Annotated in this window: 23 protein-coding genes; 4 read left to right on the top strand and 19 right to left on the bottom strand. The window is 53.2% G+C overall.

Annotated elements, in window-relative coordinates:
- Window positions 1–10: 10 nt before the first annotated feature.
- Window positions 11–997: a 2-dehydropantoate 2-reductase gene (locus KJW29_RS06160; RefSeq protein ID WP_214629138.1), complete on the bottom strand. Its 987-nt coding sequence runs from the start codon at window positions 995–997 to the stop codon at window positions 11–13.
- Between the two features lie 89 nt (window positions 998–1,086).
- Window positions 1,087–1,749: an RsfA family transcriptional regulator gene (locus KJW29_RS06155; protein ID WP_214629137.1), complete on the bottom strand. Its 663-nt coding sequence runs from the start codon at window positions 1,747–1,749 to the stop codon at window positions 1,087–1,089.
- 266 nt (window positions 1,750–2,015) lie between these two features.
- On the opposite strand from KJW29_RS06155, the gene KJW29_RS06150 reads away from it, so the two are divergent.
- On the top strand, window positions 2,016–2,252 hold the full coding sequence (locus KJW29_RS06150) for a DUF2626 domain-containing protein (protein ID WP_087567673.1): 237 nt from the start codon (window positions 2,016–2,018) through the stop codon (window positions 2,250–2,252).
- Between the two features lie 63 nt (window positions 2,253–2,315).
- On the opposite strand, the gene KJW29_RS06145 is transcribed toward KJW29_RS06150, so the two are convergent.
- Entirely contained in the window at window positions 2,316–3,500 is a 1,185-nt protein-coding gene (locus tag KJW29_RS06145; RefSeq protein ID WP_214629136.1) for a class I SAM-dependent methyltransferase, read from the bottom strand.
- Between the two features lie 126 nt (window positions 3,501–3,626).
- Between KJW29_RS06145 and KJW29_RS06140 the strand changes: the two genes are divergently transcribed.
- A complete protein-coding gene (locus KJW29_RS06140) occupies window positions 3,627–4,730 on the top strand; it encodes a coiled-coil domain-containing protein (protein ID WP_214629135.1) in 1,104 nt (367 codons plus the stop codon).
- Window positions 4,731–4,782: 52 nt separating this feature from the next.
- Here KJW29_RS06140 and KJW29_RS06135 read toward each other — a convergent pair whose 3' ends face one another.
- On the bottom strand, window positions 4,783–6,165 hold the full coding sequence (locus tag KJW29_RS06135; protein ID WP_214629134.1) for an extracellular solute-binding protein: 1,383 nt from the start codon (window positions 6,163–6,165) through the stop codon (window positions 4,783–4,785).
- A 133-nt stretch (window positions 6,166–6,298) separates the two neighbouring features.
- On the bottom strand, window positions 6,299–7,636 hold the full coding sequence (locus KJW29_RS06130) for a PhoH family protein (RefSeq protein ID WP_087567669.1): 1,338 nt from the start codon (window positions 7,634–7,636) through the stop codon (window positions 6,299–6,301).
- A 125-nt stretch (window positions 7,637–7,761) separates the two neighbouring features.
- On the opposite strand from KJW29_RS06130, the gene KJW29_RS06125 reads away from it, so the two are divergent.
- Window positions 7,762–8,319 (top strand): YhcN/YlaJ family sporulation lipoprotein, encoded by a 558-nt coding sequence (locus tag KJW29_RS06125; protein ID WP_108991499.1) that lies wholly within the window; start codon window positions 7,762–7,764, stop codon window positions 8,317–8,319.
- Between the two features lie 54 nt (window positions 8,320–8,373).
- On the opposite strand, the gene KJW29_RS06120 is transcribed toward KJW29_RS06125, so the two are convergent.
- The 7 genes from KJW29_RS06120 to KJW29_RS06090 form a co-directional block, all read right to left on the bottom strand.
- Entirely contained in the window at window positions 8,374–8,511 is a 138-nt protein-coding gene (locus KJW29_RS06120) for a hypothetical protein (RefSeq protein WP_214629133.1), read from the bottom strand.
- A gap of 86 nt (window positions 8,512–8,597) precedes the next feature.
- Window positions 8,598–9,662 (bottom strand): LCP family protein, encoded by a 1,065-nt coding sequence (locus KJW29_RS06115; RefSeq protein WP_087567667.1) that lies wholly within the window; start codon window positions 9,660–9,662, stop codon window positions 8,598–8,600.
- A 16-nt stretch (window positions 9,663–9,678) separates the two neighbouring features.
- Complete coding sequence (locus tag KJW29_RS06110) at window positions 9,679–9,951, bottom strand: hypothetical protein (protein ID WP_214629132.1); 273 nt, start codon at window positions 9,949–9,951, stop codon at window positions 9,679–9,681.
- A complete protein-coding gene (locus KJW29_RS06105; RefSeq protein ID WP_214629131.1) occupies window positions 9,948–10,259 on the bottom strand; it encodes a YlaH-like family protein in 312 nt (103 codons plus the stop codon). Before KJW29_RS06105 ends, KJW29_RS06110 begins: the two co-directional genes overlap by 4 nt.
- 87 nt (window positions 10,260–10,346) lie before the next feature.
- On the bottom strand, window positions 10,347–12,188 hold the full coding sequence (gene typA, locus KJW29_RS06100; RefSeq protein ID WP_214629130.1) for a translational GTPase TypA: 1,842 nt from the start codon (window positions 12,186–12,188) through the stop codon (window positions 10,347–10,349).
- A gap of 333 nt (window positions 12,189–12,521) precedes the next feature.
- Window positions 12,522–13,004 carry a hypothetical protein gene (locus KJW29_RS06095; RefSeq protein ID WP_187099830.1) on the bottom strand — a complete coding sequence of 161 codons (483 nt, stop codon included), beginning with the start codon at window positions 13,002–13,004 and terminating at the stop codon, window positions 12,522–12,524.
- A 196-nt stretch (window positions 13,005–13,200) separates the two neighbouring features.
- Window positions 13,201–13,860, bottom strand: a complete 660-nt coding sequence (locus KJW29_RS06090) for a TerC family protein (RefSeq protein ID WP_214629129.1) — start codon at window positions 13,858–13,860, stop codon at window positions 13,201–13,203.
- 142 nt (window positions 13,861–14,002) lie between these two features.
- Between KJW29_RS06090 and KJW29_RS06085 the strand changes: the two genes are divergently transcribed.
- Window positions 14,003–14,725 carry a TerC family protein gene (locus KJW29_RS06085; RefSeq protein WP_214629128.1) on the top strand — a complete coding sequence of 241 codons (723 nt, stop codon included), beginning with the start codon at window positions 14,003–14,005 and terminating at the stop codon, window positions 14,723–14,725.
- Window positions 14,726–14,754: 29 nt separating this feature from the next.
- Here the strand turns inward: KJW29_RS06085 and thiI are convergent, their stop codons facing one another.
- The 7 genes from thiI to KJW29_RS06050 all read right to left on the bottom strand — a co-directional run bounded on the left by thiI (window position 14,755) and on the right by KJW29_RS06050 (window position 23,034).
- Window positions 14,755–15,981 (bottom strand): tRNA uracil 4-sulfurtransferase ThiI, encoded by a 1,227-nt coding sequence (gene thiI / locus KJW29_RS06080; RefSeq protein WP_214629127.1) that lies wholly within the window; start codon window positions 15,979–15,981, stop codon window positions 14,755–14,757.
- 1 nt (window position 15,982) lies between these two features.
- Window positions 15,983–17,137 carry a cysteine desulfurase family protein gene (locus KJW29_RS06075; RefSeq protein WP_214629126.1) on the bottom strand — a complete coding sequence of 385 codons (1,155 nt, stop codon included), beginning with the start codon at window positions 17,135–17,137 and terminating at the stop codon, window positions 15,983–15,985.
- A 144-nt stretch (window positions 17,138–17,281) separates the two neighbouring features.
- Window positions 17,282–18,001 carry a lytic transglycosylase domain-containing protein gene (locus KJW29_RS36435; RefSeq protein WP_281426333.1) on the bottom strand — a complete coding sequence of 240 codons (720 nt, stop codon included), beginning with the start codon at window positions 17,999–18,001 and terminating at the stop codon, window positions 17,282–17,284.
- 157 nt (window positions 18,002–18,158) lie between these two features.
- On the bottom strand, window positions 18,159–19,862 hold the full coding sequence (locus tag KJW29_RS06065) for a DUF2339 domain-containing protein (RefSeq protein ID WP_214629125.1): 1,704 nt from the start codon (window positions 19,860–19,862) through the stop codon (window positions 18,159–18,161).
- Entirely contained in the window at window positions 19,859–20,545 is a 687-nt protein-coding gene (locus tag KJW29_RS06060) for a YwaF family protein (RefSeq protein ID WP_246608809.1), read from the bottom strand. Before KJW29_RS06060 ends, KJW29_RS06065 begins: the two co-directional genes overlap by 4 nt.
- A gap of 373 nt (window positions 20,546–20,918) precedes the next feature.
- Window positions 20,919–21,617, bottom strand: coding sequence for a LuxR C-terminal-related transcriptional regulator (locus tag KJW29_RS06055; RefSeq protein ID WP_108991493.1), 699 nt, complete (start codon window positions 21,615–21,617; stop codon window positions 20,919–20,921).
- A 43-nt stretch (window positions 21,618–21,660) separates the two neighbouring features.
- Window positions 21,661–23,034 (bottom strand): sensor histidine kinase, encoded by a 1,374-nt coding sequence (locus KJW29_RS06050; protein WP_214629124.1) that lies wholly within the window; start codon window positions 23,032–23,034, stop codon window positions 21,661–21,663.
- Window positions 23,035–23,065 lie beyond the last annotated feature (31 nt).

Here is a 23,065-nt window from a genome sequence, read left to right as displayed (position 1 = left end):
CGCTTCCGATCTATCTCTTGCCGAGAGCCTCTACCAGCCGCAGCATCGACTCGTTAAGCGGCGCAGACAATCCCCTTGCGGCTGCCATCCGCGCGATCTCTCCGTTAATGGAATCAATCTCCGTTCCCTTGCCGGCCCTAACGTCGGCTAACATGGAGGACACGTTGCTGCTTGTCCGTTCGCACACGCCGAGCACGGACTCCCAGCTGTCCGGCCACTCCTTCATGCCTGCAGCAAGCAAAACGGGTTTGGTCTCGTCGTGAAGCGCCTTCATGAGCGAACGCCTCGCCGGATGGGCAGGCAATTCGCCGTTTCGCATATCGTACAGCGCCGTCAATGGATTGATAACGGCATTTATGAGCAATTTTTGGCAAACTCGATTATGGATGTCATTCGACAACGAAGCGTCAAATCCTGCCCGATTAAGGAATGTAAGCAACATTTTTTGACGAATATCATCTTCTGCCCCCGCATTTCTACGATCCCTTAGACTCCATTCCGGCGTCCCTGCAAGGAATAAGGAGCCTTGGCCGGTATGTCGTACCGAGCGCATGTCTTCGCGCTTTGCGCCTGAGCTTGTCACCGCATTATAGATGGAGAAGTCTCCTGCCGATGCGGCCGCCAACTTCCCGAGATGTCCTGTGCCATTCTGTATGCAAAGGAGAGGCGGACGATCCGTCGTCCGTCTGATCAGCTCCGCGATGAGTTCGGCAGTTTCCTTCGACAAGTCCGTCTGCTTAAGCGCAAGCAGATACCAGTCAGCCCGTTCCAGCCGACCAGCCTCCATTTTCGCCAATCGTTCCCTGGACAGCCATTCTCCACCCGCGACAATCGTATGTTCCCCGCCTTCCGCATCCCAAAGCCGAATGCCTTCTGCCGCAATAGCGAGAGCTTGCTCCTCCGTTCGGGTCCAGACCGTGACTTCCGCGCCGACTGCTGCCAGCTTCGATGCAAATAGCAGCCCAATGGAGCCCCCTCCAATAATTCCGATCCGCAAGCTGGTTCCTCCCGTAATTGCTCATATTCTGCCATTATACAATAGAGAAACCCGCCGTTCCAAGAACGGCGGGCTTTCATGGCGCATCACTATTCGATTCGTTCCAAATTTCCGTTCGCATCCATTTTGAACCTCGGCTTCGCTTCCTCTTCACCCGAGAGAACGGTTAGTCTGCGAGCACGATCCATGATCTGGATCAGCGTCTTGTAGTCATCGTTGACCGTTCGGTAATCGGTTTGGGCGTTGTTGACTTCGTGGTTCAATCTCTCATTCTCATTGCGGAGCCGGAACAACTCCTCTTCCTTGTCTTTCATTTCCTTTTCGAACAGCTTGATTTGACGGGACAAATCCTGATAAGTCGACTTCCATGTACGCAAGAATCGGATCACCGCATCGACGGACAATCCTTCGTCCAACGAGTTTGTATCCCCTTTGAAGATACGCTCCTCCGTCTCGAATACCGAGATCGAAGATACCTGAGAGGTAGCAGCCGAGGCTGCCGTTACGGTTTGTTTCTTCAAATAGTTGCGTTTCTGGCGTTGCTGCTTCGCAATCTGAATGGCATCCTCGTAACGCTTACGGACACAACTATTCCAACGGAAGCCGCAAGCAGCCGACGTACGTCCAATCCTCTCCCCTACTTCTTCGAACGCGGCAAGCTGGGTACTGCCTTCTCTAATATGGCGCAGCGTCACTTCGGCGAGAATAAGATCGTCGTCCGGACTCCACGCATCTTGTCTTACTGCTGTCATGCCATCGAAACCTCCTAACGTAAAGGCGCTTACTTTATCTCTATGCCCTTGGTAGAGTTCATAGAATCTATTGGATACTAAATTGTATAACCAAATTTTGAACTCCTCATACATGAATTCGGAGAAGGTTGAGCAAACTGTCAAAAGCGGATATCATCTCGTCACAAAAAATTGCGAATTAGTCACGCTTTCAGGTTTACACTCCAGATGACAGGCGTTATAATGAAGTTTAGAAAAAATGGGCCAAGGCGGAAGGGGGATGTAACATGGCACGCATGTATCGGGTACTTGGTTTCTGGTGCTTAGTAATCGGGCTCATGGCTTTTGCAGGCCATATGACCGAATTTGCGCTTCTGTTCTTCGCGCAAGCTGTAGCGTTCGTATTTCTAGGCTACTTGAATTTCTCCGAACGCACTTACATAACGATGTTCTGGGGATATATGGCGATCTCATTTATTGGATTCACTTATTGGTCCGTCTTCAAGATGAGTTTGCCGTTCTAGTCCATCCTGAAGCACAAAGAGCTGTCCGAATGCAGAATACGTTCTGCGTACGGACAGCTCTTTTTAAGTGTACGATACGGATTTTTCGCGTTTCTCCAGCAACAACACCTTAAAAGATTCGCTCATATTATCTCCAAGCAGCAACTGACGAATGGCACGGTTGCGCCGTGACTCGTACGAGAACGGATTGGCACCGTCATGCTCGACAAGCAGCTGTAGCATCCCTTGCTCCACCAGAAACTCCTTCTGAGTGCCATAATAAAGGGTAATTAAGCCCGCTTCCTCGGCACAGCTTCTAACAGCCGTAAAATTAACATGCGCCGTCAAATCCCGTCCGCCCGGCCTATGAAAAGGCTCATCGGAAGCAAGATGATTGCTGTAGGTCATAAAGGTACCCTCGCTTCGATACGGAGCCGACAACTCCTCGCCGCAATCTCCGTAATCGATGATCAGCACCCTTCCGCTCCCCATCGCCCTCGCCAATCGTCTGATCCAATCCCCTGCCGCCAGGCAAACTTCCCTAATATCCCCTTCCTCCAAGGTGAGCTCGCCCCGATCAATTTCCATCCGGATGCGTTTGTCTGTAAGAGGCAGCCGGACATAACGGAACCCGTTCTCCGCATCTCCCGCCACTCCGAGCTCCACTATTACTCCATCCTTGCGAGTTACCCGGTGGACGGGAAAGGCGTCCAGCAGTTCATTTGCTATCAACAACAATGGTCCGGCAAGCAAACGTTCAGCCTGCTCCCAAACCTCGTCCGAGCTTCTTACCACGGGGAGCGGTCCCCCATGCAGCATCTTGTACGTCTCGGCAATCTCATTCTGATGGCCCTTATGATCCTCGATGAGGAGCTGCCTGAAGGGAATCCCCGATCCGTCTCCGCCTTCCGACAAGACGGCTGCCAGCTGAGCGGACAGCCTGCCTGTGCCCGCTCCCCATTCTGCAAGCAGCAGTGACGCAAGATCATCTCTTGCAGTCTCCGAGCGCCATTGGAGAGCGGCTCCGGCGATCGCTCTGGCCATAAGATCTCCAACTCCGGATACGGTATAAAAGTCGCCTGACTTCCCTACTCTGGCGCCTCCGACACGATAATAGCCGGACTCGGGATCGTACAAGCAAGCCTCCATATAGTCTGCGAACGTGATGCAGGCTGCCACGCCGCCAGCCGACAGCTCCGCTCCGCGCAAGCCGGACTCGGATATTCGTTTCTCGATTGCCGCAGAAGCCGGTCCTTTTATGATCGTCATGGGTTATTCATCCTTTTCTTAAACTAAGATATTTTATCGCCAATAAGAATTTCAGATTCCTGCAATCTTATGTGGTAATAGAAATGGCTGTCGCATACAATAGAGGGGTAAGAAGGGAGGATGACGTTGGCCGCTATCTATTATCGACGAAGGATCATCGGTATGCTCGCAGCGATTCTCGTCGGCATTACGTTCGCCCTTCAGCTTCCTGTAATGGCCGAGAAGCAAGTGAATCCGCCTGAGGACGGCATTCGCGATCTGCTGGAGCAAAGTCTGTCCGTCGTTGAGATCGACAAAGAAATCCTTCGCATTCAAGAAAAGCGCAAGGAGCTGCTCTCCACGATGACCGAAGCCGAGGCAGCGCTGCATGAGCAAGAGCTTCGTATCGCGGACAAGCGCGAACAAGCCGGCGATGTGATTCATGCTTATTACACTGGAGAACGGGATTCCATGTTTACAGCCCTGCTGACGATGAAGTCCTGGACTTCATTTTTCCAGGTACTCGATTATATAGATATCATCGTCTCGCATGACCAATCCAGGATGAACGACTATATCGGCGAATACCGTAGCATGCAGGATGACTATCGGAAGCTGGAAGGCAGGCAGACCGAGCTTGCCGAGGTGGAGCGCAGGCTAAATGAACAGCGCGAGCGCGTACAGGCTCTGGAAAAGGACCTCGAAGGACAATTAAAGGGACGATCCGACAGCGAGCGAATCAGACTTCTCATGAAGGAACTGACCAGCTTCTGGGAGACGGCAGGACTTGCCGAGGTTCGCGAATATTTTAAGGCGCTGTCTTCGGCCATGGGCAAGCTCCCGGGCTGGGTGCAAGACAATAAGGATATGCTGGAGATCAAAGGCTTCAATTACACGATCCGCGTGACAGAGGAGAAGCTGAACGAATTTCTTCGGGAGCAGGATGAACGCTTTAACCAGTTTTCCTTTACGTTCGAGGAGAACGAGATAACGGCGCACGGCAAGCGCGATGGAATGGAAATTAGCGTATCCGGACGTTACAGCATTCAAGACAAGCCGAAGAACGGCATTATTTTCCACGTGGATGAATTATTGTTTAACGGCTTCGCCTTGCCTGACACGACGCGTCAATCGTTGGAGGAAGAATTCGACTTGGGCTTCTACCCCGGGCTCGTATTGTCCTTCCTGAAGGCGAAGGAAGTGGAATTAAAAGATGGCGAGCTGATTATCAAGCTCAGCGTGTCACTCTAAAACGGGAACCAATACCGCAAAAAGAATATGCTCGATTTGGAAGAAGCTGCTCTTATTCATGAGGATTGCTCGTAACAGCCGCTAGAAATTCCGCAATACGAAGTTCGCCGTCGCCGGAATGGAGACGCCACTCCGCTTCCCACTGCTGCCAGCGCAGCGGCCACAAGGGATCGGCCAAGGCATTCTCTCCTTCCGGCTGCTTGGCGTTAAGCGCTTCGTACCACCATACCGGCGGCATTGGACTGTTGCGGAATGCGAGCTGGTCTTGCTCGCCGTATAACGAAGCTCGAACAGGCAGCTTCCCGGCGTCACCAAAGGCGGCATCAGAATTGGCGGCCCCCGTCATCTCCTCGATCCAAATCATGGCGTCATCATCGTGTTTGCTGCCCGCAGAGATCACGAAGCTGCTGCCATTAAGCCACGGATACGACAAACCTTCCGAATCAAGGACCAGCTTCTCCTGCACCCCTTTATTCAGCTTCGAATAATCCCCCCATGTCATAACGGCGCTAAGCAAGCGATTTTCTATCAGCAGCTCGCCAAGCTTAAAGGGCTGGGACAGCGGAATGCCGGAGACATATTCCGCATGGCTGTTCAGCCACTCCAGATGAGGCGCGCCTCCCGTCTCTTCCGCTTTTTTTAAGACAATGAACTTTCCTTCTCCTTGATGAAACTTGGCTTCCCAGATCAGCAATTGATGCAAATCGCCAGGACTCAGGTTTGTAAAGTATGCAGGCTCTCCCGCATTCGTATCCGTCATCTTCTTTAACGTTTCATCCAGTCTCGCGACATCCGGGATTGGAGATTGCTGATCGAGTTCGGCCAACATATCTTTGTTCCAGAAGAGAAGATACGGTTCAATGTCGGCCGGGACGCCCCACAGATAACCATTCCAGCGCAGCGGCTCCAATAAGCCCGCGAGCTGATCCGTCAGCATGTCTCCCGTCATAAGCGCGTCGACGGACTTCAAGTATCCCTGTACGGCCAATGGAAGCACCAAGGCATTATTTAACAACATCACATCCGGCGCATCGCCCCTTTTGCCAGCAGTCAGCCAGTCTTCGAAGCTCAGACTTCCGGGAGCTTCGTTGCGGAGATGGACCTTGATGTGCGGGTATTGCGCTATAAATCTGTCGTTTAACTTTGTCAAGCGAGCGAAGCTAGCGTCATCAAGGGAAACGGTTACATAAAGTTCCGAAGGCTGCGTATCCACCCTCTCCGCTCCGACGTAAACAACGGGAGACTGGCTGTCGCCCTGACTTTCCCTTGTCCAATTCCAGTCCAGTACGCGGGTAAAATGCATGAGCAGCAAGGCAGCCAATAGAAGCGCGCCGATCAGCAGCGGGACAATTCTGCGCAAGGTCAACGTATTCGTCCTTTCCGGCTTCCGTTCATAGTTGCGTATAGGATACCAGCTTTTGCCCCTTTTGTCCAAGCCATATCCTTAAAATGGGCTGACCATCCCTCGCAGCAGCAAAAAACCAAGCCGTTGCCGAGAGTCTCCGCTCTCGTGCACCGTGCTTGGTTTCTTGGAGGACATGGCTGTCAGCTAAGCCAACAGATACGTTTTACAGCAAATCAGCCGCATGCTGGGCAAGCTTGGAGCGTTCGCCCTTCTCCAGCGTCATATGGCCGCTGATGCCCTCGTATTTAAACTTCTCTACGATATGCGTCAGTCCGTTGCTAAGCGAGTCGAGATAAGGATGATCGATTTGGCCGGGATCGCCCATGAGAACGATTTTGCTTCCTTCGCCGACCCGCGAGACGATTGTCTTTACTTCATGTTTCGTCAAGTTTTGAGCTTCGTCAATGATTATAAACTGTCCCGGAATGGAGCGTCCGCGAATGTAGGTCAGCGCTTCGACCTGTATGCTGCCCATTCCCATCAGAATTTTATCGATATCCCCTGCCTTCTTCGTATCAAACAGATACTCCAGATTGTCATAGATGGGCTGCATCCACGGACGCAGCTTCTCTTCCTTCTCCCCAGGTAAGTAGCCGATATCCTTGCCCATCGGAACAACGGGCCTGGCAATGAGCAGCTTCTTATACTTGTGTTCATCCTCAACCTTTAGCAGTCCTGCCGCGAGGGCGAGCAGCGTTTTCCCCGTACCCGCCTTGCCGGACAAAGTAACAAGCGGAATATCGTCGTTAAGCAGCAATTCCAGCGCCATGCGCTGCTGGGCGTTGCGGGCGGTAATGCCCCAAACGGGTTCGTTGCTGAGATAGAGAGGTTCCAGCCTTAAGCCGTCCGGACTGACCTTGAGCAACGCCGACTTGGACGTCCCCATCTCGTCCCGCAAAATCACGAATTCATTGGGATTGAGCTTGGCCTTAAGCTGGAGTTGATTGATGCTCAGAAAGCGATACGTATAAAATTCGTCTATAACCGATGGATGAACGAACAACGTCAGATAGCCGGTATACAGGTCGGAGTCGACGACGTTACGGTCGGAGAGATAGTCCTGCGCTTGCAGTCCGAGCACATCCGCCTTAATGCGTACCAGCACATCCTTGCTGACGAGCACGACGCTCCGCTTTTCTTCCTCGAGAACGTCCTCTTGCTCCATCTTGTAGTTCAGCGCAACAGCCAGAATCCGGTTGTCGTTCGACATCTCTCCGAACATCTCCTGAACGCGCAAGAAGCTTCTATGATTAAGCTCTACCTTGAGCAAGCCGCCGCCCGGTAGCGTGATTCCTTCGTGAAGATGCCCTTCCTCGCGCATTTGATCCAACAGTCGCGATACGGAGCGGGCATTGCGGCCAAGCTCGTCGGCCAGCCTTTTTTTGGAATCCAGTTCTTCCAGTACGATCGCGGGGATGATGACCTCGTTATCATGGAATGCAAAGAGCGACTGAGGATCATGCAGCAACACATTGGTATCGAGCACGAATATTTTTTTCATGGTACCCCTCCCGGCATCGGTTATACATTTGCATACATAGCCTCAATTGGCAGCGGACAAACTACTGGACATACGATGCTCGCGCGTTCGCGCATGCGAGTACACACATGAATGAGGTGGCAGACATGTACAAATGGATAATAATCATGATCGCTGCGGCGGTAGTCGTATCAGGCTGCGGCACCAGCGTGCGGAATGAACCATCACCCTCTCCATATCATAATGGGTCCGTCAGAACCCAGCAGAACGCGCCTGGCAAAAAGCTGATCGAGGACCCGGCAGCCGTTGAAGTTCGTCTGGAGGAGCTGGCTGCGGGCGTAGAGGGCGTTGAAAGCGCACATTGCGTTATTGTCGGCAATACGGCCATCGTCGGCATCAACGTCGACGGCAATCTGGAGCGATCCCGAGTCGGCGTCATCAAATATTCCGTTGCGGAAGCATTGCGCAACGATCCTTACGGCGTGGATGCCTTCGTCACCGCCGATCTTGATATTTCGAACCGGCTGGCAGAAATTGGTCAAGATATCCGCCATGGACGTCCCATTGCAGGATTCGCGGAGGAGCTGGCCGATATGATGGGACGCATTATACCGCAGGTTCCGAGAGACATTATGCCTGCCGATAATGATCCAAAATCGCGGCAGCAGTCCGGCCGGCCGAATACGATGAACGGCGACAAATAAGGAGCGCAGACGACATTTGCTTTGCTGTAATTGCAAAAAGCCTAGTGAGGTCCACTAGGCTTTTTTACATAGGCCGGGCATAGCTCGGCCTTCCTTGTCCATTAAGTTGTCTGCAAACATGCTCTCAGCCGATTGATGCAAGCGCCAGGTGCTATTAAGCAGCGGGTTGCCCTTTCTTCTCTCTTCGGTCATCCGCACAACCTCCTTGGCTTGGAATGTGGGGGAATAAGCTGCAGCTTAGCTCCATTATAAGTTATCATATTAAGGTTAGTCTACGCTCATTCTCCCATTTTCTCCTTAAGGGCGGTACGGACGTTCGCAAGGCTTGTTTCGTCGGCATATACATAGGGACTGCGCCAGACGCCGTCAAGGGCAAGAAACGTAATGTCATCGCTTCGGACAGAATAATACGTCTCCAGCATCCGCGTAATTTCCCTGCTTGGCATATCGATTCGAATGTTATTGCCAACCGCCTCGATGACGGAACCAATCTTGGCTGCGCCTCCAAGGGAAGTCAGCTTGTCGACGATCGCGCCAATTACCTCGCTTTGTCTTCGGTTACGGTCGAAGTCGCTCGACATATTGCGGCCGTCATTCGACTTCCGGTATCGTACGAAGTCAAGCGCCTTGTCGCCGTCAAGGTTCTGAATGCCGGGCTGCAGATCAATTTTCGTGCCGTCGGCGTTATCCGTATATTTCATTCGCATGTCGACGTTGACCTTCACGCCTCCCACGGCGTCTACAACATCGCTGAAGCCTTGGAAATTAATGATTCCCGCATATTTGATGTCAATTTCGAAGAGCTTGCCCAGTACGTCGCTCACCGCCTTTTTGCCGGCTAGCTGCGCTTTTTCCGTATCGGCCCCCTTGCTCTTTGCATCGCTATAGAAAGCTGCATAGATGCTGTTGGCCTTACGTCCTTTGTAGCCTTCAACGGCAATATATGTATCTCGCGGAATGGAGACGACGGTTGCCTTTTTTGTCTCGGGATCAAATGCCGCCACCATCATGACGTCCGTATTCAATCCGCCGCCGTGGCTTCTCGAATCGAGCCCCATCAGCACCATAGCCACGGGCTTCTTCTTTACCGACTCTGCGACGGGCACCTTTACACCTTCATCATTATTGCTTACGCTGCTTATATTGTCGATCGCATCCGTCGTCTTGAGAACGACGTAACCAAGCGCAGCTGCGACAAGAATGAGCAGACCTGCGAAGACGCCCAGAAAAATGGACAATCCCCTTTTTCGTTTTTTGACCTTCTTAGGTTTTTTGCCCTTTGCGGGGGTTGGCTTCGTCTGTCCGCGCGATTCCGAGCGTGGGGGCAAGGATGTTTGGCTCATGGAGTCCACCTTCTCGTTAGTTATATTTGGGATTCGAAATAATGTCTTGAAGCAGCGCTTCGCCTAGCTCGCGAGGATAGTGCTGGCTGTATGGCTTGCCTGCCTTCTCGTAGGTTACCTTAATCCGGTCACTGTCCATCGACGAGACTGCAACTTGATCCAATCCATGGTCCTCGCGCAAAATGTCTTCGAAGAAAGCAAGCGTGCGAAGCGCCGCATCGTCATCCGGGCGGCCTTCGGCAACCAGCTTGATCTGCAGCCAATAAAACAAAGCGTCCTCCAGTCTCATCGTCCCGACTCCGGCTTGCCCGTACCGTCTCGGGGCCCTTTGCCTTTCTTCCACTTATCGTACAGCTGCCTGCCTCTCAGCATGAGCATCATAATGACGGCGACAGCCATACACTGGATGATGGGCAGCTTGTCCACCTGAAGAATCATAAGAATAAAGGATCCGAATGCCATCAGCAGATAAACAAGAATCTCCTTAAGAATAGGTAGCCTCGCTTGCGGACGGAAGACTGAATTAAATATGTAGATCGTAAAAGCCAAAATGATCAGATATGAAACCAACTTATGATCGCTTAACCATTCCTGCATGGATATTCCCTCCTACAACGTTAAGGGGAGTCCGCCTTGGCGGCGAACTCCCCGTAATAGGCCTTCCCTCGCGGGTGCGCTGGTTGATTACACGCCAGCTTGCGACATCTTCCGGTGTTTTTCCGCACGCTCGCGCTCGCTCTTCACCAGAATTTTTTTGCGCAGACGAATCGACTTCGGCGTAATCTCGCAATATTCGTCATCGTTCAGATACTCGAGAGCCTGCTCCAAGGAGAAGATGACCGGCGTTTTCAGCTTAACGGTGTCGTCCTTGCCCGCGGAACGAACGTTGGACAACTGCTTCTCCTTGCAAATGTTGACGATGATGTCGTTGTCGCGGTTATGCTCGCCGACGATCATTCCTTCATAGATTTCTGCGCCCGGCTCCAAGAAGAGCAAGCCGCGATCCTCTACGCCCATCATGCCGTAGAAGGTAGATGTGCCGTTCTCGCTGGCAACCAGAACGCCTTGGTGACGACCGCCGACACTGGATCCGGCAAGCGGACCGTAGCTGTCGAATGCGTGGTTCATAATGCCATAGCCGCGAGTCAGCGTCAGGAACGAGGTCCGGTAGCCGATGAGACCGCGAGCCGGGATAATGAACTCCAGACGTACTTGTCCGCTGCCATTGTTGATCATGTTAACCATCTCTGCTTTGCGAGTGCCCAGAGACTCCATAACGGAACCCATGCTTTCTTCGGGCACGTCGATCAACAGACGCTCGTACGGCTCTTGTTTAAGGCCATCGATTTCTTTCACGATTACTTCGGGCTTCGATACCTGAAGCTCAAAGCCCTCGCGGCGCATATTCTCGATCAGGATGCCGAGATGCAGCTCGCCGCGTCCGGATACGACGAAGGCATCCGGGCTATCTGTCTCGTCGACGCGAAGCGCCACGTCCGTCTCCAGCTCCTTAAAGAGACGCTCGCGCAGCTTGCGGGACGTCACCCACTTGCCTTCGCGGCCAGCGAACGGGCTGTTATTGACCAGAAATGTCATCTGCAAAGTCGGTTCGTCGATCTTGAGCACCGGCAGCGCTTCTGGACGCTGCGGATCTGCGATCGTCTCGCCGATGTTGATTTCGCGAATGCCGGCAATGGCGACAATATCGCCTGCTCCGGCTTCAGGAATTTCAATGCGTTTAAGACCCTGGAAGCCGAACAGCTTCTCGATGCGAGCCTGCTTCGTCTTGCCGTCATGGTCGATAACCGCGACCGTCTGGCCTTGATTGATTGTGCCGCGGTTGACGCGGCCGATCGCAATGCGGCCAAGATATTCGTTATAGTCAAGCAGCGTAACCAGGAATTGAAGCGGGTCTACCGTGCTTTCCGTCGGGGACGGGATATGGCTGACGATCGTCTCGTACAGCGCCTGCATGTTGTCGTCCTGTTTCTCGGGATCCAGACTGGATTTGCCCATCAGCGCGGATGCGTACACAACCGGGAACTCCAGTTGCTCGTCGTTGGCGCCAAGCTCGATAAACAAGTCCAGCACCTCGTCGATGACTTCTGTCGGTCTCGCGTTAGGACGGTCGATCTTGTTCACGACCACGATCGGCGTAAGCTGATGCTCAAGCGCCTTGCGCAGTACGAACTTCGTCTGCGGCATACAGCCTTCGAAGGCGTCAACGACGAGCAATACGCCGTCAACCATCTTCATAATCCGTTCTACTTCGCCGCCGAAGTCGGCGTGTCCAGGCGTGTCTACGATGTTGATCAGGAAGTTCTTGTAATTGATGGCCGTGTTCTTGGCCAAAATCGTAATGCCGCGCTCGCGCTCCAGATCGCCCGAGTCCATCGCACGCTCCTGTACGGATTCATGCTCCCTAAATGTGCCCGATTGTTGAAGAAGCTTGTCAACCAGCGTTGTTTTGCCATGGTCTACGTGCGCGATGATGGCGATGTTGCGTATGTTTTCTCTTGCTTGCATAAGAAATAACCACTCCACTTTTTAAATTTCTTCTTAGAGGTAGTTCAAAAAGTACGCTTTTGATCACGAAGTATGCCATGTAGCATTCTCGACATCGAATATTGAATTCAGGCGAAACTAAGCGGATGCTTTCGAAGCATGTTTCCTCCGGAAACATTGCAGGTGCTCACGTAGCTGCCACTACGCTCCGCTCCTCAGTTTCTACCTTCATCCAATCTTCTACAGCGTTTTTGAAAAAAACGCAGCATCGGAAGCATACGCTCATGTGCTGAAAATCGAACTTTTTGAACATATTCTTGTATTCAGATCTTGCGGTCTTGCGGTCAGGCTGACTTACCAACGTTTGCGAGTGCCGAACATCATCCAAGCCCCTGCTGCGATGAGCGCGGCCGCAACAAGGTAGATGCCCCAGCTCCATAGCAGGATCAAGAGAAGAAATACGATAGACGCGATACCGATACCGAGCGATGCGGTGAATACGACGCGCGGCACATTGCTGCCGAACATGTAATATTCGTAGAGCCCTGCAGCAACCCCGAATACGAACAGCGGCCACAGGTATTTAAGGCTCTCCCATCCGGCAATGTTGCAGACGATAAACAGCAGCGAATACACAACGAGCATACCGCCGGGTACAAGCGCGACAGCCGGAACGATTCTGCCGAAATAGAGCACATGCAAAAGCACGCCCGGGATCAAGACGAGCAAAGGCCAGAAGATCGCGCCCAGAAAGCTGAACACCCCTACTTTGCCCAACAGAATAACGACCCCGGCTAACAGCAAAATAATTCCAGCGGAATATTTGTTAGATGGCATAACTCTTCCGCTCCTTACAACATCGATCGTATAGACAAGACGAAAGACGGCGAATTTTATCTATATTAGTTTATAGGAACTGCGGCAAAAAAACCAGTACGAAGAGTTGCCAGAGCAAAAAAAAATCGACCGCGCCTTCCAAAAGGCGCAGCCGAAGCGTATTTTTGCATTTTTACAGGTCGTTCATAAATAGCAATTAAACGGTTTTTTTCTTCCAAACGGCTAGGGCAACGACTAGAGGCACGCATAATAGCGGAATCAGCTCGGACAGCATCTTGGAGTTATGAAACAACACGGCGTTCATGCCGGGATCCTTCATCAGCATCTCGCCCGCCGCGAATGCCAGCAGAGCAGCCCCTATATACCCAAGCGCCGGCACCTTCTGAAGAAGCTTGCCCAGTACCTGGCTTCCCCACACGATCATCGGAATGCTGAGCGCAATGCCGAGAAGCACCAGCACGAGGTCCCCGTCAGCAACCGCAGCGATAGCCAATACGTTGTCAAGACTCATGATGAAGTCGGCCGTCACGATGGTCCAGATGGCATGTCCGAGCGTAGTCGCCCTCTTGACGCTCCCATTGCCGTGGCCGGCGCCGGCATCTTGCAGCAGCTTGATTGCGATGTATAACAGCAGGAATGCGCCGACGGCTTGAAGGAACGGAATTTGCAAAAGCTGCAGCGCGACGACCGTAAGCAGGCATCGAAGCGCGACGGCGGCGAATGCTCCCCACCAGATGGCCCTTTTCCTCTGCGCTGAAGGGAGGTGCTGGCTGGCCATTGCGATGACGATGGCATTGTCTCCGCTGAGCAATACATTAATTAAGACGATTTGTAGAAAAATAAGTGTGCTGTCCACACGCGAACACTCCCCTCTCATAACAGGGGTATGTCCAAGTTTTGGAGAATATGTCCAAAAAAAATGATTGACCATCTTCACGAACGGACATATTTGATGTAGACTTCTTAATGCGAAGCTTATCGAAAGGAGGAACTAAAATATGGATTTTTTCTCGGTCGAGTTTTTCACCGCTCTGATGACCATCGTTTTCATCGACCTCATTCTGGCCGGGGATAACGCCATTGTCATAGGACTTGCGGCTGCGAAGCTGCCCAAGCATCAACAGAAACAAGCCGTCATCTGGGGAACCGTCGGCGCAGTCGGCATTCGTGTCATTGCAACGGTACTCGTCGTGTACTTGCTGGACGTGCCATGGTTGAATCTGGCCGGCGGCCTGCTCCTCGTATGGATCGCGTACAAACTGCTCGTGCAGGAGGAGAGCCACGATACCATCAAGGCGGGCAACACGCTCTGGCAATCGATCCGGACGATTATCATCGCCGACGCGGCGATGGGCATTGATAACGTTATCGCTGTAGCGGGCGCTGCCAAAGGCACATCGCATGGAGAGCACGAGCTGATTCTCGTTATTCTGGGACTGCTGATCAGTATCCCTGTCGTCGTATGGGGCAGCACGCTGTTCATCAAGCTGATCAACAAATTCAGTTGGATTGTCTATATCGGATCTGCCGTGCTTGCATACACGGCTGCCAAGATGATCACGCACGAGAAGAAGTTTAACGGCTTCCTGGAAGACGACAAAGCCATTTACTGGTCCTTCATCGTCGTAGTCGTCATTCTGACCGTTCTCGCGGGTTACTTAACGAATAAACGCAATCTGGCCAAAACAGCCAAGAAACAAGAAAGCAGCGGAGCCCACTAGGGTTCGCTGCTTTTCTTTTTGTAATACGATCAGAACCACGCATCCTCTTGTGACGGATTGTTGCTTTTCGCTGAAGGAGAATTAGGATACAGCTTGATCACTTCCGTATCCCGCACGGCCGTCTCGATCATATCGCTCAGACCGCCGAGTCCCGCTTCTATCCTCTCGACTACACGGAGATTGGGATTCGTGCTCGGCGATTTGGGCAAAAACAACGTGCAGCAGTCCTCGTAAGGCAATATCGACGTTTCATAAGTGCCGATCCGGTAGGCAATATTAATAATCTCCTGCTTGTCCATCATAATCAGCGGTTTGATCAGGGGCAGCTGCGTCGCCCGCCCGATCACGTTCATGCTGGCAAGCGTCTGACTGGCAACCTGGCCGAGGCTCTCGCCGGTGACGATGCCGCCAGCTCCGCTTCTCTCCGCGATACGCTCCGTTATTCGCAGCATCGCTCTTCGCATGAGGGTAATGATAAGATGCTCCTGACCGGATTGGGCAAGGGTGGTCTGGATCTCCGTAAACGGAACCAAATGAAGTTTCATCGATACCCCGCTGAAGTAGGTCAATCTTCTGGCAAGCTCTACGACTTTATCCTTCGCTTGTTCGCTTGTATAAGGGTAACTGTGGAAGTGGACAGCTTCCACCTCAAGTCCTTTGCGCATGGCCATCCAGCCCGCTACGGGACTGTCGATACCGCCGGAGAGAAGAAGCAAAGCCTTCCCGTTGGAGCCGAACGGAAACCCTCCTGCCGCTGGAATAACTTCGCAGAACACATAAGTCGCTTCCTCCTGGATATCGACCTTAAGCTCGACCTCCGGATTTCTGACATCTACGCTCAGCTCCGGGAAGGCTCTCAGAATATGCGCGCCGACGAGATGGTTCATCTCGTGCGAGCTGTGCGGGAAACCCTTCCATGCTCTTTTGACGCTTACCTTAAACGTCTTAGGCGGCTTGCCGAGCGCATTCATTACGGTCATAGCCGCCGATCGAATCTCCTCCAGTCCGCTCTCCGTACTGCGTACGGGACTAAGAGAAACAAGGCCGAATAATTCCTTCAGCCGTCCGGCCACAGGCTCCCAGGGATGTCCGTTCAGCTTGACGTACAGCCTTCCGTACGTTTTCCAATAGGTGACCCCTTCATAATCCGACAGCGCATTTTTGACCTGCCGCAGCATTTTTTTTTCGAACTGGTTCCGGTTTCTTCCCTTCATGGTCAAGTCCCCGTACCTTAAAACGATCTGGTCGAATATCAACTTAAGTGCTCCTCTCAAGCGGCTTCAATTGCTCAATGACTTCTTTAATCGCCGTAATCAGGACATCGACGTGCTTTTCGTCATGTTCGTCGCCAAAGCTGATTCTGACGCCTCCTGCCGCGGCTTGTCCGCTCGCCCCGATGGCCAAAAGCACGCGGCTCGGCTTGTTGTCCTTGGATGAGCAGGCCGATCTCGTGGAGACGATGATCCCTCTCTGCTCCAGACTGTGCACGATAACCTCCGGCTTCATGCCGGCGTAGGAGAAATTGACGATATGCGGCGCCAGCGGCTCGCTTCCATTAAGCGTCAGCTCGGGTACCGCTTCTATAAATGCCTTAAGCTTGTCCCTGAGTACAATCATTTTATGTTCACGCAGGGTCATTCCTTCGATGGCCAGCCGCACCGCCTTCGCCGACGCCACGATGCCCGGGACATTTTCCGTGCCCGCGCGAAATCCCTTCTCATGGGAACCGCCGGATGACAGAGGCTGAAGGTGGACGCCGTCGCGGACGTACAGGAAGCCGACTCCGCGCGTTCCGCCGAATTTGTGAGCGGAACCCGACAGCAGGTCGATGCCCCAGCCTTCGACGTCGATCGGGAGCTTGCCCAGGCTCTGCACGGCATCCACATGGAACAGCACCTTGGGATACCCGCGCAGAAGTTCTCCGATTTCGCGTATCGGCTGAACCGTTCCGATCTCGTTATTGACGTGCATGACGCTTACGAGCACTGTCTCTCTAGTCAATGCCGATCGAATATCTTCCACGCTCGCATGACCGGAACGGCTCACAGGCAAATAGGTAACTTTATACCCTTCTCCCTCCAGTTGCCTGACGGCTTCAATTACGGAGGAATGCTCGATGCCGGTCGTCACGATATGGCGACCTCTCTCCCGATAATAACGCGCGCTCCCCTTGATTGCCAAATTATTGGATTCCGTCCCGCCCGATGTAAACAGCCATGTTCCTTTGCTTGTTCCGAGCTTGGCTGCCAGCTGCGTTCGGGCGCGTTCAATCAGCTTGGCCGCCTCCGCTCCGGGACCGTGCAAGGAAGAAGGATTGGCATAAGCCTTTAGCATAACCTCCATGGCGGTGCGAGCTACCTCCTCGTAAGGGGGAGTCGAAGCGCAATGATCGAAATAAATAGGGTTCTGCATGTTGGTGAACCTCCTCGTTCATGAGAAAAGGGACCAGCGCCGCTCCGCCTGTTACTGCGGTAGCAACCGTGATCCCCGAATACGTTTTAGTTCGTGTGTCTCGTCTAAAAGTGCGTGTTCATAAGCGGACTTATTGAACAACCTCTAAAACTTGGCTTCTTGCACTTTCGCGACGTAACGCTGCGTCTCCTGCGGCAGCTCGCTCAGTCTGGACAGCAATTCCGCATCGGTCGAGATGCCCAGCCTGTCGATGCGGCCTGGTCCTGCATTGTAAGCTGCCAGAGCTACCGACTCGTTGCCGGCGTATTTGCGCAGCAGCAGAGACAAGTAACGCGTCCCGCCTTCGATATTTTGGACGGGGTCGAAGGAATCGGTTACGCCAAGCCCTCTTGCCGTTCCGTCCATCAGCTGCATCAGACCTTTGGCACCCGCATGCGATTCGGCAAGCGGCCTGAAGCCCGACTCCGTCGCGATCACCGCTTCGATCAAGGCGCTGTCTACGCCGAATTTCGCAGCCGCGCTAGCAATGATGCCGGCGAACGGTGCCGCTGCTTCCGAAAAGCTCCCGCCATCCGTGGCCGATTGAGCGCTGGCGTCCCCCCAGATCAGTCTGCCCTCGTAGCCCATCGAGGACTCCACCTGGGCCCATAGCTGATTGGACCATTCTGCGGCGGGCGACGTTCCGTCTCCGCTGACCGCTTCGCCGATATCGGAATTGCCAAGCTGAGCGCTCAACATTTTGTTGAATAAAGAAACATCGTCGCCGTCCTGTCCTGACGCTTTTTTGGCGTTGGCCCCAAAGCTCAGGGATGGCGCCAGCTGTGCCTGTATCATTGATTTTAATGTTCGCGGATCTATACTCACGTTCGTTGCCCCCTAGAGATAACATGAATCCGTACAATTGCGGAACAACTGCATTACTGCAGATACATGAGTATTATCGGTATCCATTGTACAACTTTTTAGCCCATTCTGCCAGGTCTCGTCTAAAAAGCCGGGGGACGGCGCATCAAGGAGCTCTCTAATCCCTTTCATCGGACGGGCTTCCGGCATTGCCTCCGCCTGCTTCGCGCTTCCGATCCCCTTGGATATTCTGGACTGCGTAATCCGCTACAAATATCGGATCGCCGGAGACCGGCTCTTCGTTCGGACCTTCTTCCCTTGCGCGCTTCTCCGCTTCTCCGCCCCTCCACTTGCTGTTAACCCAGGTAATGGCGAACGAGATGGCGCCAAGCGCCAGCAAGGCGATCGCCTTGTACAGCGGCTCCTGTCCGCTTAGATCCACAAAAATCGCTTTGAATGCGACCAGCACCAGTACGATCGATCCGAACCACCTAAAGGTGCGCTCCTTGTAATAATTGCCCCACAGAATGAGCAGCAAGGCGTAGATTCCCCATACGACAGACAGCGTAAGATCCATATACACGCCATAGCCGCTTTGGAAATATTCGGTGAAAATATTCTCGATCTGTCTCGTCATTAATCCGCCGACAATCAGATGAGCCAGCAGAGCAAACAGCCTTGACGTTGCCCTGTTCATAAGCTCGCCTGCGCCGGGCAGCCGCAGTTGTCTGGAGTAGTAGAAGCCGAGTGCGGCAAGAGCGATCCAAGCCATCGCCCCCCAGTTCAGAAACGGGATATAGACGCCAAACCATTCGCCCCTTGGCGTCGTCCAAGTGACAACGTACCAGTAGGCGCCAAGGTAGAACCAGACGATCGCGGCGATCAGCACGGCGGGGAACCAGCGTTTGATATGGCCCACGCCGGTCAGCAGCGCAACAAAGCCGGTCCACATCATCACATTAAACAATGTACCTTCGCCTAAGTTGTTCAGCGACATGAGCATCAGAAGCAAGCCGGCTAATACGAACGAAACAGCCGGTACGGACCAGGAACGGCTCAATCGGAAGAGGACGAAGCCGCCAGCGGCATAGATGACGCCCATTCCCGCGATGACATAGCCGTACGGAACATCTCCTTGCCAGATAAACAGCGCCCAAACGCCGAACAACAGTCCGTTGATGGCATTGAGATACAGATCAACGCTATCGAAGCTCAGCTTGCTGGTCCAAGTGGCCGCAAGCAAAGCGAACGTGTAAAACAGGTACGCGCATATAGCGTATCGGATCGGCATATTCCAGAGGCCTTCGGTAGAAGGGGAGAAATGGATGAAATAGATCGTATACAGCAGCCATGTTCCGCCGAATGCGATGATGCGCAGCTCCATCCAGCCTTTTGTAATGCTCAGATAGAAGAGCGCGATATTCAAAACCAGCAAGTACAGGAAAAGCGTCAGCACGGAATCCCAATCCGGACGAAGCAGCATCGGGGCCAGCAGCCCGCCCGCCAGAGCAATATTCGTCAGCATACGCGAGTTGAACTTATGGGCGTATGCGAGCATGCCCGCCGTAACGGCCGTCATGCCTAGCAGCACCAGGGTAGGCTCCCACATATCGTAATAGATGCCCGCGAACGAAAAGGTCGCGTACAAGATACACGCGCCGATGCCTAATAAGATTTGGCCGGTCAACTCCCATTTGGGCTTCTGCGCGATTCTTCCTCCGCCTAATGCGAAGGCGATGCCTGCCGCAATTCCGATGCCGATCTTCATCGCATTCGTGATCCAGCCTTTATCTATGGAGAATTGGAACATCGTAATAAAAGCGGTAATGACGAACAACGCGCCCAGCAGTGAAGTCCAATGGTTCTTAATCGTATCCTTCATCTCGTTTTCCCCCTAAGCGTCCAATGGACGAAATGGATGATACCGTACATCATCAGGCACATGGCTGCGGCTATCAGCTCCAGTTGTAGCAAATACCATGGCCATGGAGCCAGCGCGTCAAGCAGCGACGCGGTGCCCGGCTTGCGGGCCAGAAACATGAAGTTCGTTGTGCCCGTCGCGATATTGGTGATAGCAGCCGGAATGGCGAGGACGTGGAGCCACAGCAACGCGCCGAACGTAGCTCGCAGCGTCGGCCGATAACGTTCCACGGCAATCAGATACATCGCGGCTGCCATAATGCCGATATGTGCGGCGAAGAAGTGGAAGTATCGGAATTCCGGAAATGGCGCATCCAGGTTTGGCGTGATCAGCGCCTGCAGGGCTCCTGCCACTCCCAGGAAGACGACGACCGGGTACAACCTCTTTGCATTTGACAAGAGCATTGCCGCCGACAGCAGCACCATGAGGCTGCAGAGCTGGAACGGCAGCGATCCCGCACTCCAGTTGTCCTCCAGCACATAAGACAGCTGGAAGGATACTTCGCAGGCAAGGAGCAGAACCGCGAGTCCTACGCGCATGGCGCGCCCGGCCTTTTCCTCCCTCAACTTCGTCCGCCCCGCCGCAATGGCAGCCAATACGGCTACGGTGACGGTCAACGCGGCAAGGTGCGATCCCGAAAACATTTCAAACAATGACTTCACCTCCCCTTCGCACGCACAATTTTATGTTTATTGCGGTTTTGACTTTGTGTTGCTGTTTTGACTTTGTGTTGAAGCTTCAAATAAAAGCTCAAAAAGTTCGCTTTTCAGCACCGAGAAGATTGAATGAAAGTAGAAACTGAGGAGCGGAGCGTAGCAGCGCTACGTGAGCACCTGCAATGTTTCCGGAGGAAACATACTTCGTAAGCATTCGCTTAGTTTCGCTTGAGTTCAATATTCGATGTCGAGTAAGCTACCTGGGATACTTCGTGATCAAAAGCGGACTTTTTGAACATCCTTATAAGGAAATATTACCTTTTGGGGGGAAAAAAAATAGTACCAATTATAACTGGTACCGTTAGATGTCCTTATTCGATTGGTCAAGCAGGCCAAGCTCCTTCGCTTTGTCGGCAGCTTCTTTGGAGCCTTGCGTGCCAAGCTTTCGCAGAATATTGCCTACATGATTTTTGACAGTCCGCAGCGTAATGAACAGCTTATCCGCAATCTGCGGCTGGGAGTAGCCCTGATGGATCAGACCAAGCAGTTGCCGCTCCGACGGGGTAATGAGGTCGGCGATCTTCTTGGTTTCGAACTCTTTCTCTACCTGTTTCAAACGGCGAAATTCGTCACGCAGCCGTTCGGCTGCAGCGGCGCTTATAGGAGACTGTCGCGCATAAGCCGCCCGTATCGCATCAGGAAGCTCTTCGAAGCCGGACTTCAACTGATAGTCGATGGCTCCCGCCTGGAAAGATCGGAAGATAAGCTCCTTCTCTTCCATCGATGTCAGCATAATGACGCGGGCACCCGTCGATAGAGAGGTTTCTTCGGCAAGCGCGATCCCTTCCGGACTGCCGTCGATCATAATATCCATCAGCACAACGTCAGCGCCCCCGTCCTCGCCCGCATCGCGGATCGCTGCGCGCAGCTCTTCGCCGCAGGAAGCAATCCATGCTAATGATACATCAGGCTGGCCAGCCAAATAATCGGCCAAGCCGCGTCGCCAGTCCGGATCATCCTCCAGCAGTCCCACTCGTATCTTCGATTCTTCTTTCCCCATTCGGCCCGTTCCTCCAGTCGTCGCGAATCCTCATTGTCATTCCTTAATCCATCCTTACTGCCTTGACCGCCCGCTTCGGCAAAGTCATATAGAAGGTCGTTCCTTCGCCGGGCCGGCTTCGCATGGTCAAAGAGCCCTTGTGCTTGCTCATGACATGATAGGCATAAGGCAAGCCCAGCCCGAAACTTCCGCTCCCCCGCTTTGTCGAATAAAAGGGTTCGAACGCTTGCAGCCGCTGCTCCCGATCCATACCGGGGCCGTTATCCGCCACTTCGATGACAAGCTCCCGCTTGGTTGCCGTCAGCTTAACTCTCAGCATGGCATCGCCACGCTCCGACATCGCCTGGATCGCATTGGTCACAATGTTGCCGAACGCTTCCGCCAGCTGCGTCTTATCCACCTCGCATTGCCAACCCTCCGCAAAGGCTGTCTCAAGCCTGACGGAGCTTGCGGATGGCTTTGCCAGCTCCAGCGCCTCTCGAAGTACGGAAGACAGCTCGACGCGTTCCGGACGAAGCTCCAGATCCTTCGTACGTCTGTGGACGCGCCGCACCATCTCCTCCATATGCCGAGAAGCCGACAGAACCGCTTCCACATCGGCCAGCAGTTCCTGCTGCGATGTGGCGATGGCGTGACGCTTCATCTTTTCGCCGAACAACCGCAGCTTGCCCGCGTCATTTTTAATGGCATGATTAAGCATGGCCGTACCTGACGTTACGGCCCGCAAAGTGGAATCGTATCTTCTGCGCTGAATGAGTACGCGCATGCCCATGAAACCATAGGTGAACAGCCCGATCACGAATACGGCCGCACCAAGGCCAACTAACCAAGTATTATACACCCACATGCGAAGCATGCCCAGACTGGGCAGTATGTAGTTCATGAACATGCAGAACAGCGCGGGCGGAAGTACGGCGAAACAAACGATCCAATGGGTTCTGGCGTATACCGACGGCGGCACCCTCTTCGATAGCACCAGCACAGCTCCCGTCAACATATAAGGAACGGCCCACCAGACGACTACCTTAAAGCTGATAGGGTAATATATTGTATAATAAGGCGTTAGAAAAATGCACAGAATGATGGGAATAAGCAAGAGAACAGGAAGTGCAAGCGCCAGTCCGCGGCTAAGCCGAAGGCCGCTGTAAGCGATCGCGAACAGCAGGAAAAAATAAGGAATGCCATAATAGGACGAAATCGATGACAGCGCTTGCACTTCATACAGAAGGCGCAGCGTCGATTGACCCGCTCCGGCCTCCCCAGCTTGCGGCAGCCACTTCAAATCGATCATTGCCGCCAACGCGCCAGTTCCGCCGGTAAACGCAAGTCCGCCGAGCCTGCGATTTACCGCAGAGCCCGGCTCCGATATCCATACAATCGCCGCTATGCTCCATAAGGCAATCAATACAAACAGCATCGTTACGCCCCTTCGCGGCTCCAAGCCGCGC

This window comes from Paenibacillus agaridevorans, from assembly GCF_018604145.1.
Taxonomy (GTDB): Bacteria; Bacillota; Bacilli; order Paenibacillales; family Paenibacillaceae; genus Pristimantibacillus; species Pristimantibacillus agaridevorans.
This window is presented reverse-complemented; position numbering and strand designations above follow the sequence as displayed.